16 protein-coding genes are annotated in these 12,686 nt (G+C 68.7%); 7 read left to right on the forward strand and 9 right to left on the reverse strand.

Features of this window, described 5'->3' with window-relative positions; all coding sequences use genetic code 11:
* Positions 1 to 148 precede the first annotated feature (148 nt).
* The 3 genes from hslU to AL072_RS04610 form a co-directional block, all read right to left on the reverse strand.
* Entirely contained in the window at positions 149 to 1,507 is a 1,359-nt protein-coding gene (hslU, locus tag AL072_RS04600) for an ATP-dependent protease ATPase subunit HslU (RefSeq protein ID WP_045581324.1), read from the reverse strand.
* A 5-nt stretch (positions 1,508 to 1,512) separates the two neighbouring features.
* A complete protein-coding gene (gene hslV / locus AL072_RS04605; protein ID WP_045581323.1) occupies positions 1,513 to 2,076 on the reverse strand; it encodes an ATP-dependent protease subunit HslV in 564 nt (187 codons plus the stop codon).
* Between the two features lie 103 nt (positions 2,077 to 2,179).
* Positions 2,180 to 3,778, reverse strand: coding sequence for a hypothetical protein (locus AL072_RS04610; RefSeq protein WP_045582495.1), 1,599 nt, complete (start codon positions 3,776 to 3,778; stop codon positions 2,180 to 2,182).
* 134 nt (positions 3,779 to 3,912) lie between these two features.
* Between AL072_RS04610 and hisB the strand changes: the two genes are divergently transcribed.
* The 7 genes from hisB to AL072_RS04645 all read left to right on the forward strand — a co-directional run bounded on the left by hisB (position 3,913) and on the right by AL072_RS04645 (position 8,118).
* Positions 3,913 to 4,536, forward strand: coding sequence for an imidazoleglycerol-phosphate dehydratase HisB (gene hisB / locus AL072_RS04615; RefSeq protein WP_045582494.1), 624 nt, complete (start codon positions 3,913 to 3,915; stop codon positions 4,534 to 4,536).
* 61 nt (positions 4,537 to 4,597) lie between these two features.
* On the forward strand, positions 4,598 to 5,242 hold the full coding sequence (gene hisH, locus AL072_RS04620; protein WP_045581322.1) for an imidazole glycerol phosphate synthase subunit HisH: 645 nt from the start codon (positions 4,598 to 4,600) through the stop codon (positions 5,240 to 5,242).
* 4 nt (positions 5,243 to 5,246) lie between these two features.
* The gene (locus tag AL072_RS04625; RefSeq protein ID WP_045581321.1) at positions 5,247 to 5,789 is read left to right on the forward strand and encodes a GNAT family N-acetyltransferase; all 543 of its coding nucleotides are present in this window, start codon (positions 5,247 to 5,249) and stop codon (positions 5,787 to 5,789) included.
* Positions 5,790 to 5,820: 31 nt separating this feature from the next.
* Positions 5,821 to 6,567, forward strand: a complete 747-nt coding sequence (hisA, locus tag AL072_RS04630; protein ID WP_045581320.1) for a 1-(5-phosphoribosyl)-5-[(5-phosphoribosylamino)methylideneamino]imidazole-4-carboxamide isomerase — start codon at positions 5,821 to 5,823, stop codon at positions 6,565 to 6,567.
* The gene (gene hisF / locus AL072_RS04635) at positions 6,567 to 7,352 is read left to right on the forward strand and encodes an imidazole glycerol phosphate synthase subunit HisF (protein ID WP_045581319.1); all 786 of its coding nucleotides are present in this window, start codon (positions 6,567 to 6,569) and stop codon (positions 7,350 to 7,352) included. Before hisA ends, hisF begins: the two co-directional genes overlap by 1 nt.
* Positions 7,345 to 7,716, forward strand: a complete 372-nt coding sequence (locus AL072_RS04640) for a phosphoribosyl-ATP diphosphatase (protein ID WP_045581318.1) — start codon at positions 7,345 to 7,347, stop codon at positions 7,714 to 7,716. Before hisF ends, AL072_RS04640 begins: the two co-directional genes overlap by 8 nt.
* A gap of 33 nt (positions 7,717 to 7,749) precedes the next feature.
* A complete protein-coding gene (locus AL072_RS04645; RefSeq protein ID WP_045581317.1) occupies positions 7,750 to 8,118 on the forward strand; it encodes a histidine triad nucleotide-binding protein in 369 nt (122 codons plus the stop codon).
* 147 nt (positions 8,119 to 8,265) lie between these two features.
* On the opposite strand, the gene AL072_RS04650 is transcribed toward AL072_RS04645, so the two are convergent.
* From AL072_RS04650 to AL072_RS04675, 6 genes are all read right to left on the reverse strand, one after another.
* Positions 8,266 to 8,664 (reverse strand): helix-turn-helix domain-containing protein, encoded by a 399-nt coding sequence (locus AL072_RS04650; protein WP_045581316.1) that lies wholly within the window; start codon positions 8,662 to 8,664, stop codon positions 8,266 to 8,268.
* 25 nt (positions 8,665 to 8,689) lie between these two features.
* The gene (locus AL072_RS04655) at positions 8,690 to 9,265 is read right to left on the reverse strand and encodes a Smr/MutS family protein (RefSeq protein WP_045581315.1); all 576 of its coding nucleotides are present in this window, start codon (positions 9,263 to 9,265) and stop codon (positions 8,690 to 8,692) included.
* Positions 9,266 to 9,390: 125 nt separating this feature from the next.
* Positions 9,391 to 10,227 (reverse strand): shikimate 5-dehydrogenase, encoded by an 837-nt coding sequence (locus AL072_RS04660; protein ID WP_045581314.1) that lies wholly within the window; start codon positions 10,225 to 10,227, stop codon positions 9,391 to 9,393.
* 29 nt (positions 10,228 to 10,256) lie between these two features.
* Positions 10,257 to 11,651 (reverse strand): c-type cytochrome biogenesis protein CcmI, encoded by a 1,395-nt coding sequence (gene ccmI, locus AL072_RS04665; RefSeq protein WP_045581313.1) that lies wholly within the window; start codon positions 11,649 to 11,651, stop codon positions 10,257 to 10,259.
* Entirely contained in the window at positions 11,651 to 12,136 is a 486-nt protein-coding gene (locus AL072_RS04670; protein ID WP_045581312.1) for a cytochrome c-type biogenesis protein, read from the reverse strand. Before AL072_RS04670 ends, ccmI begins: the two co-directional genes overlap by 1 nt.
* Entirely contained in the window at positions 12,136 to 12,678 is a 543-nt protein-coding gene (locus tag AL072_RS04675) for a DsbE family thiol:disulfide interchange protein (protein ID WP_045582493.1), read from the reverse strand. Before AL072_RS04675 ends, AL072_RS04670 begins: the two co-directional genes overlap by 1 nt.
* Between the last annotated feature and the right edge of the window lie 8 nt (positions 12,679 to 12,686).

The following is a 12,686-nucleotide window of genomic DNA, read 5'->3' on the forward strand; positions in this document are numbered from 1 at the left end:
CGTGAAGCGGCCGATCGGGCCCGCCGGCGGATGGAACATTTGAACGGTCACCGGGATTCTGTTTCATCCCGTTTCAAACGTTCCATCCGATGCCGCGAACAGGGGCGCCGAGCGGCGCCCCGTCCACATCTCTCCAGGATGGACCTGTTTACAGGATGAACTTCGACAGGTCGGCGTTCTTCGCCAGACCGCCGACCCGCTCGCGGACCAGGGCGGCGTCGATGGTGATCGTCTCGCCGGCGCGGTCGCTGGCAGCGAAGCTGATCTCCTCCAGCAGGCGTTCCAGCACGGTGTGCAGGCGGCGCGCGCCGATGTTCTCGACCGAGCCGTTGATCTCGGCGGCGAGCCGGGCCAGCTCGTCGATGCTGTCGTCGGTGAAGACCAGATCGACCTCCTCCGTCTTCATCAGCGCCTTGTACTGGCGAATCAGGCTGGCTTCCGGTTCGGTCAGGATGCGCCGGAAATCGTCCTGGCTCAGCGCCTTCAATTCGACGCGGATGGGCAACCGGCCCTGCAGTTCGGGCAGCAGGTCGGACGGCTTGGCGACATGGAAGGCGCCTGACGCGATGAACAGGACATGGTCGGTCTTCACCGGCCCGTGCTTGGTCGACACGGTGGTGCCCTCGATCAGCGGCAGCAGGTCGCGCTGCACGCCTTCGCGGCTGACGTCGGCGCCGCGCGCGTCGGACCGGGCGGAGATCTTGTCGATCTCGTCGAGGAAGACGATGCCGTTCTGCTCGACGGCGCGGATCGCCTCCGACACCACCTTTTCCTGATCCAGCAGCTTGTCGGACTCCTCCGCCATCAGCACGTCGTGGCTTTCGGCCACGGTCATGCGGCGGGTCTTGGTGCGGCCGCCCATCATCTTCCCGAACATGTCGTTCAGGTTCAGCATGCCCATCTGGGCGCCGGGCATGCCGGGGATGTCGAAGGTCGGCATGCCGGCCGGGGCGCCGGTGTCGGCGACCTGGACCTCGATCTCCTTGTCGTTCAGCGTGCCCTCGCGCAGCATCTTGCGGAACTTGGCCCGCGTCTCCGCACTGGCGCTGTCGCCGCACAGCGCGTCGAGCACGCGCTCTTCCGCCCGCAGCTCCGCCTTGGCGGCGACCTCCTTGCGCAGCCGCTCGCGGGTCAGGCCGATGGCCGCCTCCACCAGATCGCGGACGATCTGCTCGACGTCGCGGCCGACATAGCCGACCTCGGTGAACTTGGTCGCCTCGACCTTCAGGAACGGGGCCTGGGCCAGCTTGGCGAGACGGCGGGCGATCTCGGTCTTCCCGACGCCGGTCGGGCCGATCATCAGGATGTTCTTCGGCAGGACCTCCTCACGCAGCGCTTCGGGCAGCTGCTGCCGACGCCAGCGGTTGCGCAGCGCGATGGCGACCGCGCGCTTGGCCTCATTCTGGCCGACGATGTAACGGTCGAGTTCGGAGACGATCTCGCGCGGGCTGAAGGCGGCGGTTTCGGCGGAGACGGAGGCGGTTTGGGCGGCGTTCTGGCTCGTCATGGCGCTCACAGCCTTTCCAGGGTGACGTTCTCGTTGGTGTAGACGCAGATGCCGGCGGCGATCCTCATCGCCTTGCGCGCCACCGCCTCCGCATCCATGCCGTCGATGTCGATCAGCGCGCGGGCCGCCGACAGGGCATAGGACCCGCCGGAGCCGATGCCGATCAACCCGTCCTCCGGCTCCAGCACGTCGCCGTTGCCGGTCAGCACCAGGCTAACGCTCTTGTCGGCGACCGCCATCATCGCTTCCAGCCGGCGCAGATAGCGGTCGGTGCGCCAATCCTTGGCCATCTCGACACAGGCGCGGGTCAACTGGCCGGGATACTGCTCCAGCTTGCCTTCCAGCCGCTCGAACAGGGTCAGCGCGTCGGCGGTGGCACCGGCGAAGCCTGCCATCACCGTACCGCCGGCCAGCCAGCGGACCTTGCGCGCATTGGCCTTCATCACGGTCTGGCCGACCGAAACCTGCCCGTCGCCCGCGATCACCACCTGACCGTTCTTGCGCACGGACAGGATGGTGGTGCCATGCCATTGGATGGGATCATGGGGATTGGACGCTTGGTAGGTCATGCGGAAACCACGCTGGGGGATGAAGGGGAAGCCGCCCGCCGTTCCGGACCGGCGCGCCGCTGCCGGGCGCCGGCCATCGAATCACAGCGGTCGGGCATCCGGTCTATGTGGGAGGGGCACTGTCCTCGTCAAGAACGTCGCCATCGGGCCGGTCCTCGTCAAGCTCCCCATCATTCCACCATCGGTCGGCGGGAGTGCCGCGGCCCGGCCCGTTCCGCTTGGGATCACGGGCTTTGTCGCGGCCGCCTTTTTCGCGGCCGGCGGCATCCCCGTCGGACCGATGGCCGGACGAAACCCCGCCGACCGGGTCCGCCCCCAGTCGGTTCAGCAGCGGGCCGATCGGCAGGAAATCGACCAGCCCCGCCGGGGTCGCCACCGACCGTCCGGCCGACGGAGCCACGCCGACGAGCGCGCCGCTGCCGTCCAACAGCGGGTCGCAGACCTCGGTGACCGCGTCGAACAGGGCGGCCGAGCCCAGATCCGCCTGGATCATCATGGTTTCCCCTGTGTCGGCACGCAGGCTTCCGACGATCCCGGCGATCTCGCGTCCCCGTCCGCCCGGAACCGTCCGTACCGGCTCGCTGACCCGGAGGGCGGCGGTGCGCAAGGGCAAGGCGCTCAACCGTGCCGGCACCCGGACCAGCGCGAAGCCGCTGGCCGCGTCGCGTCCGACCACCCAGCCGGTCAACTCCACTCCCCGCGCCGGCCGCACGGCGACGGTGGGATCGGATCCGGGCACGGGAGCCAGCAGCACCGCCTGCACCTCGCCCCCGACCTCCGTCTCGCCGATCACCAGGCCATGGTTGCGGCCGACCGGGATCCGGGCCGCGGCGGTCCGGCCAGATCCGGGGCCTGTCCCGGGACCGGATCCGGCCCGCAGCAGCAGCCGGCTTGGCATCCCGGACGGGGAAGCCGTCGATGCGGCGAGCGGCGGGGCAGGCGGCATGGCGGCTGGCGTCAGTGGAACGGGGCCGGATCCGGCCGATGCGGTCGCGGAAGACGGCGGAGCCATCCCCATTGCATGAGCGGCGGGCGGGGTTCCGCCCGACAGCAGGGCGCGAAAGCCGGCGTCGGCGGCGAGCGCTTCGACCGCATCGGCGATGGCCTCCTCGATCAGCAAGGTATCGCCCTGGGGTACGCCCTGGTTCTGGGTGGCGGCGCCGGTGGTGACGGCGCGGTGGACCAGCCCGTCGCCGCGGGTGTCGTAGACCGTCCATTCGACCTTCACGCTGCCGCTGCCCGACGTGCCCCTGTCGCCGCCGGTCAGCCAGTTCATGCGATGGCACAACTCAAGCTGCACGTTCAGCAGGTCGCCCTGCACGGTGAAGCGGGCGCGGCTGCGGTTGCCGTCGGGGCTGTCGGGGCCGCCCGGCCGGCCGACCACGTCGAAGCCGGCAGCGGCCATCGTCTCGCCGAACCGCTGCTCGACGGTGGAGCCGCGCCTCATGTTGACGCCGCTGGTCCAATAGACGTCGTCGTAAGGCGGGGCGCAGTCGATGTCCCAGACATAGCGGCCGATCTGCATCCCCCGCCGCATCGATCCGATCGCCAGTTCGCCGAAGCGGAAGGGGGCGGTGGTTCCGGCGGCGACCGGCGGTGCCCTTTTCTGCGACTGTTGCGGCGCCACGCTTGCGCAGCCGGCAGGCAGCAAGGCGAGAATGAGGAACAAAGTTGCGGCGAATGGGTGTGTGATGGTCGTCATCGGCGGATATGCACGCATCGGATGTGAATCACTGTACAGCGCACACCTTGGTACGACAATCGTCGGAATGGACAGATACCGTCCGGCCATGCCGGATGCTGGCGCGTGCGGATGCTTCCTGCTACAAAACCGCCATGGACCAGACCCCCATCAACGGCGGCCGCCGCGCCTCGATCGAGCGGAACACGACCGAAACCCGGATCCAGGTTGCACTGGACCTGGACGGCACCGGCGTCTACGACGTCAAGACGGGGATCGGCTTCCTCGACCACATGCTGGAGCAGCTGTCGCGCCACAGCCTGATGGACCTGACGGTCCGGGCCGACGGCGACCTGCACATCGATTACCACCACACGACCGAGGATAGCGGGATCGCCATCGGCATGGCGGTGGCGAAGGCGCTTGGCGACCGCAAGGGCATCCAGCGCTACGGCCATTCCTACATCCCGATGGACGAGACGCTGACCCGGGTGGCGCTGGACTTTTCCAACCGGCCCTACCTGATCTGGAAGGTGGCCTTCACCCGCGACAAGATCGGCGATTTCGACACCGAGCTGTTCCGCGAATGGTTCCAGGCCTTCGCCATGGCCGCCGGCGTGACCCTGCACGTCGAGAATCTCTATGGCGAGAACAACCACCACATCGTGGAAAGCTGCTACAAGGCGCTTGCCCGCGCGCTGCGCGCCGGGGTGGAGATCGACCCGCGCAAGCGCGATGCGGTGCCCTCCACCAAGGGCACGCTCGGCGGATCGCTCTGACGGCGGGGACCCCAGGTCCAACCACCCCCTCCGCCGTCCTATCGGAAGGTTTGTCACGTCCATGGAAACGGTCGCGCTGATCGATTACGGCTCCGGCAACCTGCGCTCCGCCGCCAAGGCGATCGAGCGCGCGGCCGGCGAAGCGGAAGCCTCCTACAATGTCCTGGTCACCTCGGATGCCGATGCGGTCCGCCGGGCCGACCGCGTGGTGCTGCCGGGTGTCGGTGCCTTCGCCGACTGCAAGCGCGGCCTGTCGGAGGTTCCCGGCATGCTCGACGCGCTGGAGGAGGTGGTGCACCGCCGCGGCCGTCCCTTCCTCGGCATCTGCGTCGGCATGCAGCTGATGGCGGAGCACGGGCGCGAGTATGGCGTGACCGAAGGGCTGGGCTGGATCCGGGGCGAGGTGGTGAAGCTGGAGCCGGCGGATCCGGCCCTGAAAATCCCGCACATGGGCTGGAACGAACTGAACATCCGCCATCCCCATCCGGTGCTGGCCGGCCTGCCGGAGGGCTGCCACGCCTATTTCGTCCATTCCTACCAGTTCCGGCTCGCCGATCCGGACACGCTGATCGCATCGGCCGATTACGGCGGAGCCTTCGCCGCGGTGGTCGGGCGCGACAATCTGGTCGGCACCCAGTTCCATCCCGAAAAGAGCCAGGCGACCGGTCTGGCCCTGATCGCCAATTTCCTGCGCTGGAAGGTCTGAGCCGATGGCCGAGATCGCCGTCGACAAGATCGATGCGCTGAAGACCGCCGACCTGCACGACCTGTGCGATGCGGCCGACGATGCCATCCGCGCCGGCGGCGGCTTCGGCTGGGTCGAGCCGCCGCCCCGTGACGTGATGGAGCGCTATTGGAAGGGCGTGCTGGTGGTGCCGGAACGCATCCTGTTCGTCGCCCGCCTGGACGGAGTGGTGGCGGGATCCGCCCAGTTGGTCAAGCCGCCGCGCAACAACGAGGCGCAGGCCCACGCCGCCCAGCTGACCACCAGTTTCATCGCCCCCTGGGCGCGCGGCCACGGGCTTGCCCGCCGGCTGACGATGGCCGTGGTGGAAGAGGCCCGCGCCGTCGGCTTCCGGGTGCTGAACCTGGACGTCCGCGTGACGCAGGATGCGGCCATCGCGCTCTATGAATCGCTCGGCTTCAAGCGCTGGGGCACCCATCCCTTCTATGCGCTGGTGCAGGGCAAGCCGCTCGCCGGACATTTCTTCTGCAAAGACCTCCAGCCCGCCCAACAGCTGCCAGCCCAATAACCGCCAGCAACGCCATAGGAAGACGCCCGCGATGATCATCTACCCCGCCATCGACCTCAAGGACGGTGCCTGCGTCCGCCTGCTGCGCGGCGAGATGAGCCAGGCCACCGTCTTCAACACCGATCCCGGCGAACAGGCCCGCCTGTTCCAGAGCCAGGGTTTCGAATGGCTCCATCTGGTCGATCTCAACGGCGCCTTCGAAGGCAAGCCGGTGAATGGCGCAGCGGTGGAAAGCATCCTGAAGTCGGTGACCATCCCGGTGCAACTGGGCGGCGGCATCCGCGACCTCGGCACCATCGGCATGTGGTTGGAGAAGGGCATCAGCCGCGTCATCCTCGGCACGGTGGCCCTGCGCGATCCGGAGTTGGTGAAGGCGGCCTGCCGCGAGTTCCCCGGCAGGATCGCCGTCGGCATCGATGCACGCGAAGGCTATGTCGCGGTGGCAGGCTGGGCCGAGACCTCGGACATCAAGGCGCTGGACTTGGCGCTGAAGTTCGAGGATTGCGGCGTCGCCGCCATCATCTACACCGACATCAACCGTGACGGCGCCATGGGCGGCGTCAACGTGGAGTCGACCTCCGACCTCGCCTTCCACCTGACCACGCCGGTGATCGCGTCGGGCGGCGTTTCCTCCATCGAGGATCTGAAGGCGCTGAAGGCGGAGGAGGACACCGGGATCGAGGGCGTCATCTGCGGCCGTGCCCTCTATGATGGCCGGATCGACCCGAAAGAGGCGCTGGACCTGCTTTCCGCCCCCGCCGTCGAGGACGCCGACTGATGCTGAAGATGCGTGTCATCCCCTGCCTGGACGTCAAGGACGGCCGGGTGGTGAAGGGGGTCAACTTCGTCGACCTGGTCGATGCCGGCGATCCGGTCGAACAGGCCCGCGTCTACGATCGCGAAGGCGCCGACGAGCTGACCTTCCTCGACATCACCGCCAGCCACGAGAACCGCGACACCATCTTCGACGTGGTGCGGCGGACGGCGGAACAGGTCTTCATGCCGCTGACCGTCGGCGGCGGCGTGCGCACGGTGGACGACATCCGCAAGCTGCTGCTGGCCGGCGCCGACAAGGTGTCGATCAACACCGCGGCGATCCATCGTCCCGACTTCGTGCGCGAGGGGGCCGAGAAGTTCGGCGCCCAGTGCATCGTCGTCGCCATCGACGCCAAGAAGACGGCTCCCGGCAAGTGGGAGGTCTTCACCCATGGCGGCCGCAACGCCACCGGCATCGACGCGGTGGAGTGGGCCCGGCGGATGGAATCGCTGGGGGCGGGCGAGATCCTGCTGACCTCGATGGACCGTGACGGCACCAAGAGCGGGTTCGACCTGGAACTGACGCGCACGGTGGCGGACAGCATCCGCATCCCGGTGATCGCATCCGGCGGCGTCGGCACGCTCGATCATCTGGTGGAAGGCATCCGCGAGGGGCATGCGACCGCGGTGCTTGCCGCCTCGATCTTCCATTTCGGCACCTATACCATCGGCCAGGCCAAGGCGGCGCTGAGCGCCGCCGGCATCCCGGTACGGCCGGCGAAGACGATGGAGACGGCCCATGGCTGAGAAGAAGACGGCAGACAAGTCCGCCGAGAAGGGGCCCGCCCTCCCGTCCGCCGAGGTGCTGGACCGGCTTTTCGTCACCGTCCAGGCGCGCAAGGGCGCCGATCCGGAAACCTCCTACACCGCCAAGCTCTTCAGCCGCGGCACCGCCAAGATCGCCCAGAAGGTCGGCGAGGAGGCGGTGGAGGCGATCCTGGAAGCGGTGCGCGGCGACAAGACGGCGCTGGCGGCGGAATCCGCCGACCTGCTCTATCACCTGCTGGTGCTGTGGGCCGACCTCGGGCTGGATCCGGCGGAGGTCTGGACCAGGCTCGCCCAGCGCGAGGGCATCAGCGGCATCGACGAGAAGAAGTCCCGCAAGTCCTGAGCGGGATCTCGCCCAAAGAAGAGGACGCATGCGATGGCCAAGACCTACGACGACGGCAATGTGTTCGCCCGCATCCTGCGCGGTGAGATTCCGTGCAGGAAGGTGCATGAGACCGAACACGCGCTTGCCTTCCACGACATCGAGCCGCAGACGCCGACCCATGTCCTGGTGATCCCGAAGGGCGCCTATGTCGACATGGACGATTTCACCGCCAGGGCGTCCGAGGCCGAGATCGCCGGCCTGTTCCGGGCGGTCGGCGACGTCGCCCGTATGGTCGGCGCGGACGGCCCCGGCTATCGCATCCTGTCGAACTGCGGCGAGGCGGCCCACCAGGAAGTGGCCCACCTGCACATCCATCTGTTCGCCGGGCGCGACCTGGGGCGGATGATCGGCAAGGCTTGAGGGCGGGGAGCTTTTGCCCCCTCCCTAACCCTCCCCCGCGTTCCGCGGGAGAGGGAACTCTGCCGTTCAGATGCTCAACTCCCTCTCCCGCAAAGCGGGGGAGGGTCGGGGAGGGGGCAATCGTAAGCCGACGCTCCCACCACAAACCTACCGCCGCCGCACCCCCGACCGGCGCCGCACGCCTTTCCTCGGCGGCACCGCGTCCAGAATTGCCAGCAGCGCCTCGATGCGCGCCTCCTCCAGGTCGGCGATCCGTTCCGACAGCCGGTTGGCCAGCTCCGTCGCCTTGGCGCTGAGCCCGCCGGTGTCGACCGTCACCCGCGGGTGGGACAGATCCGCCAGCCGTTCGAGATCTTCCGCCTCGTCCCAGATGATGCCGAAATAGGCGCAGATCTGCCGCACCAGCTGCGGCGAGGGCTGGCCGCGCTTGCCATGTTCCAGGGCCGACAGATAGGCGGACGAGATGGACAGGTCCGTCGCCATCTGCTTCAGCGTCACGCCCTTGGCGTCGCGCAGCGACCGGACCCGTTCGCCGAACGGGGTCATGGGAAGTCCCTGGGTTGAGTGGTGCTCAGTCCTTACGGTCGCGCCGCCGTTTGATCAAGACATAGAGCGCGCCGTCGCCGCCGTCCTTGGGCTGGGCCGGCTGGATCGCCAGCACCATCGAGCGCAGGGCCGGATCCGCCAGCCAGCGGGGCGTCGCCTGACGCAGCACGCCCAGGCTGCCGAAGCTGCCCTTGCCGGTGATGACGAGCACGCAGCGGCGCCCCTCGTTCCAGGCACGGTGGACGAAGCCGGCGAGCGCGTGGTGCGCCTGCGCCTGGGTCATGCCGTGCAGGTCGATGCGTCCGTCGATGGACAGCTCGCCGCGGCGGAAGCGGTCGCCGGTGCGGCGGTCGATGTTGGCCGTCGACCCCGGCGTCAGCGGCGGATGCACCGGCCGGACCGGACCCGGCTGGGAGGGATTGCGGCGTGCGCTCGGCGGCGGGGCGAGGCTGGTCGCCACCGGCTCCTCCACCAGCTCCGCCATGGTCGCCACCGGTTCCGGCTCCGCTTCGATCCCGCGGCCGGGCATCGGTTCGGCGTCGCGCATGGCGATCCGCCACAGGCGCCGCTCGTCGGGCGTGGGCAGTCGTCTGCGGGTCATCGGCGCGGAACCTTCTGCGGAAACTGGAAACGGGGCGGCCAACCGATAAAGCCGGTTGGCGTGCCCCTGTCAATGTGTGTTGCCGCGGTGCGAAGAAAAAGGGCGTGGGCGAAAAGGTCGCCCGATCAGGCCCGCGAATAGGCCGCCGCCGCCGCGGCCTGTTCGTCGGTCGGACGTATGCCGGTGTAGAGCACGAACTGTTCGAGCGCCTGCAGGGCGATGACTTCGGCACCAGTGATGACCGGCTTGCCGCTCTCGCGCGCGGCGCGGATCAGCGGGGTTTCGGCCGGCATGGCGACCACGTCGAACACCTGGGCGGCGGTCGCGATCAGCGCCGGTTCGAAGGCGAGGGTGTCGACGTCCGGACCCCCGGCCATGCCGAGCGGCGTCACATTGACCAGCAACGACCCGTCGGCGAGTCCGGTCGTGTCCGGTTGCCAGGGCAGGCTGTACTCGTCGGCCAGCCGTCGCCCCGTCGCCTCGTTGCGGGCGATCAGCGTGCCGTTGGTGAAGCCGGAATCGCGCAGCGCGCACAGGACGGCGCGTGCCATGCCGCCGCTGCCGCGCAGCGCGAAGGGAAGGCCGGGCGAAACGTCGTGGCGGTCCAGCAATGTGCGCACCGCGAGATAGTCGGTGTTGTAGCCGCGCAGCAGGCTACGGCCATCGGCTGCGGTGTCGTTGACGATGGTGTTGACCGACTGCAAGCCGGCAGCCGACGGATCGAGATCGTCGAGGAAGGGGATGCAGGCTTCCTTGAAGGGCATCGACACGCCGCAGCCACGGATGCCCAGCGCCCGGATGCCGGCGATCGCGCCGGGGAGATCGTCGGTGGTGAACGCCTTGTAGACGTAGTTGAGAGCGAGGGCCTCGTAGAGGTGATTGTGAAACCGTGTGCCGATGTTGCTCGGACGGCCCGAGAGCGAGATGCACAGGCGGGTGTCTCTGTCGATCCTGTGGGGCAACGGGGCCTCTCCTTGCCGGCTTTCGCGGGTCAGCCGCCCGCCTTCAACGCATCCAGACGTCCCTTCAACAGGGTGTATTCCGGGTCGCTCGGTTTGAACTGGGCGATCAGCTTGCCCCAATGGGTGGCGGCCTCGTCCTTGCGGCCCGACATCATCGCGTCGAGGCCGAGCAACCACAAGGCGTCCTTGTTCTCCGGCTCCGCTTTCAGCGCCTGTCGCAGCGCCCCGGTGGCCTCCTCCGGCAGGGGTTTGGGCGTCTCGTTACGCGGCTGGGTCTGCAACACCGCATTGGCATAGGCGACCTGCACGTCGGCCCGCTCCGGCGCCCGTTCCCGCGCCTTGCGGGCAGCGTCCAGCGCCTGGGCCGGCTCGCCGAGCACGCCGTAGGAGCGGGCCAGCTTCAGCCAGCCATCGACGTCCGAAGGGTTGGCGTCCAGCTTTGCGGCGAGGCTGGAAACCATGCCGCGGATCATCTCGTCCTGGCCTTGGCCGTTCTGCCCCTGGCCAGCCTGCCCCGCCACTGGCCCGGCATCCTTCGATGCCGCCGGCAGCGGCTGCGGCGTCACCGTGGCGGGATCGAGATTCAGCGCCACCGCGGCCTCGCGGATCTGGTCGCGCAGCACCGGAACCCACGGTGCATCGGCTGGGGACTCCGCCAGCAATGTGCTCCAGCGCTCCAGCGCGCCCTTCTGGTCGCCGGCCTGGAAGCGGGCGAGGGCGGCGAAGAAGCGGGCGCGCGGGTCCTTGGGCTCCTTCGCCAGCACGGCGTCGAAAGCCAGGGCAGCCTCTTCCGGCACCATGCCGTCGTTGGCGGAGACCAGGGTCTCGCCGAACAGCCCCTGCAGCTCGACATCGTCCTTGTTCAGGGCGACCGCATGGCGCAGCGCGTCGGCTGCGTCGGCGTTGCGCCCCATCTTGGCATAGGCCTGCCCCAGGATCAGCCAGCCTTGCAGGTCGCCGGGATTCTCGGCCAGCTGGGCCTTCAGCTTGTCCATCGCCGCCAGCACGGTCTTTGGCGGGCCGCCGCGCTCCTGTTCCAGGTTGCGGGACGCAAGCGGCTGCGCCGGCAGATCCGGGCTGCCATACGTCCCATAGACCGCGAGTGCGCCGACCGGCAGCACCAGCGCCAGCAGCATGGCAAGCACCCGCGCGCTGCGCGTCGTCGTCGGTGCGGCGGTCTCCGCGTCGCCTTTCTCCACGGTCGCCAGCATCCGGCGCCCGATCTCCGCCTTGGCAGCTTCGGCCTGGGCCTCGTTGATCAGGCCGCGGGCACGGTCGCGCTCCAGCTCGTCGAGCTGGTCGCGATAGACCTCGCGGTCGAAGTCCTCACGGTCCGGGGCGGATCCGGCCGAACGCAGCAGCGGCGGCACGATCAGCAGCAGCACGGCCGCGGTCAGGACGGCGGCGAAAATCCAGAACAGCATCAGTCGTCTTTCCGCAGCAGGGCGTCCAGCCGCCGCCGCTCATCCGCGCTCAAGGGAGCGGTGTCGGTGCCGGCGGCGACACCACGCCGTCCGCGCAGGAACAGGAAGGTGCCGATGGCGCCGAACAGCAGCACGGCAAAGGGTCCGGCCCACAGCACCAGTGTGGTCGCCTTGAAGGGCGGGCGCAGCAGCACATAGTCGCCATAGCGGTCGGTGACGTACTCCATCACCCTGGTGTCGCTGTCGCCGGCCTTCAGCCTGTCGCGCACCAGCACCCGCAGGTCGCGGGCAAGCGGCGCGTTGCTGTCGTCGATCGACTGGTTCTGGCAGACCAGGCAGCGCAGCTCCTGGCTGATGGCGCGGGCACGGGACTCCAGCGCCGGATCGGGCAGCACCTCGTCGGGCTGGACGGCCCGCGCGGGGAGGGAGACCGGCAGGGCCAGCAGGGCGGCAGCCAAGAGGGCAGGGTGAAGGATGCGCTTCATCAGCCCTGCCTCAGATGCTTGACCATGGGGAGGATCTGCTCCTCCACCACCTGCGGGGTCAGCGGGCCGACATGCTTGAAGCGGATCCGGCCCTGGCGGTCGATCAGGTAGCTTTCCGGCACGCCGTAGACGCCCCAGTCGATTGACACCCGGCCATCCAGGTCGGCGCCGACGGCGGCATAGGGATTGCCGTTGCGCGACAGCCAGGTCAGCGCGTCCTCCGGCTTGTCCTTGTAGTTGATGCCGAAGACCATCACTCCCTGCTCGCGCGACAGGCGGGTGATGACGGGATGCTCCGCCTTGCAGGGGATGCACCAGGAGGCGAAGACGTTCACCAACGTCACCTCGCCCGTCAGCTTGGCCGAGGACAAACCGCCGGTGGCGGCGGGCTGGCCCTGTATCGGCGGCAGGTCGAAGGTCGGTGCCGGCTTGTCGATCAGGGCCGACGGGATGTCGCGCGGGTCACGCTGGAACCCGAGATAGAAGGCGATGCCCACCCCGATGAACAGCAGGAAGGGCAGCAGGTACAGAAGGCGGCGCATGGTGTCTT

The organism is Azospirillum thiophilum (assembly GCF_001305595.1).
Lineage (GTDB): Bacteria > Pseudomonadota > Alphaproteobacteria > Azospirillales > Azospirillaceae > Azospirillum > Azospirillum thiophilum.

Bases quoted from the DNA above. Each gene is read 5' to 3' on its own strand.
- hslU (WP_045581324.1), bottom strand. From the start codon at position 1,507: ATGACGAGCCAGAACGCCGCCCAAACCGCCTCCGTCTCCGCCGAAACC.
- hslV (WP_045581323.1), bottom strand. From the start codon at position 2,076: ATGACCTACCAAGCGTCCAATCCCCATGATCCCATCCAATGGCATGGC.
- AL072_RS04610 (WP_045582495.1), bottom strand. From the start codon at position 3,778: ATGACGACCATCACACACCCATTCGCCGCAACTTTGTTCCTCATTCTC.
- hisB (WP_045582494.1), top strand. From the start codon at position 3,913: ATGGACCAGACCCCCATCAACGGCGGCCGCCGCGCCTCGATCGAGCGG.
- hisH (WP_045581322.1), top strand. From the start codon at position 4,598: ATGGAAACGGTCGCGCTGATCGATTACGGCTCCGGCAACCTGCGCTCC.
- AL072_RS04625 (WP_045581321.1), top strand. From the start codon at position 5,247: ATGGCCGAGATCGCCGTCGACAAGATCGATGCGCTGAAGACCGCCGAC.
- hisA (WP_045581320.1), top strand. From the start codon at position 5,821: ATGATCATCTACCCCGCCATCGACCTCAAGGACGGTGCCTGCGTCCGC.
- hisF (WP_045581319.1), top strand. From the start codon at position 6,567: ATGCTGAAGATGCGTGTCATCCCCTGCCTGGACGTCAAGGACGGCCGG.
- AL072_RS04640 (WP_045581318.1), top strand. From the start codon at position 7,345: ATGGCTGAGAAGAAGACGGCAGACAAGTCCGCCGAGAAGGGGCCCGCC.
- AL072_RS04645 (WP_045581317.1), top strand. From the start codon at position 7,750: ATGGCCAAGACCTACGACGACGGCAATGTGTTCGCCCGCATCCTGCGC.
- AL072_RS04650 (WP_045581316.1), bottom strand. From the start codon at position 8,664: ATGACCCCGTTCGGCGAACGGGTCCGGTCGCTGCGCGACGCCAAGGGC.
- AL072_RS04655 (WP_045581315.1), bottom strand. From the start codon at position 9,265: ATGACCCGCAGACGACTGCCCACGCCCGACGAGCGGCGCCTGTGGCGG.
- ccmI (WP_045581313.1), bottom strand. From the start codon at position 11,651: ATGCTGTTCTGGATTTTCGCCGCCGTCCTGACCGCGGCCGTGCTGCTG.
- AL072_RS04670 (WP_045581312.1), bottom strand. From the start codon at position 12,136: ATGAAGCGCATCCTTCACCCTGCCCTCTTGGCTGCCGCCCTGCTGGCC.
- AL072_RS04675 (WP_045582493.1), bottom strand. From the start codon at position 12,678: ATGCGCCGCCTTCTGTACCTGCTGCCCTTCCTGCTGTTCATCGGGGTG.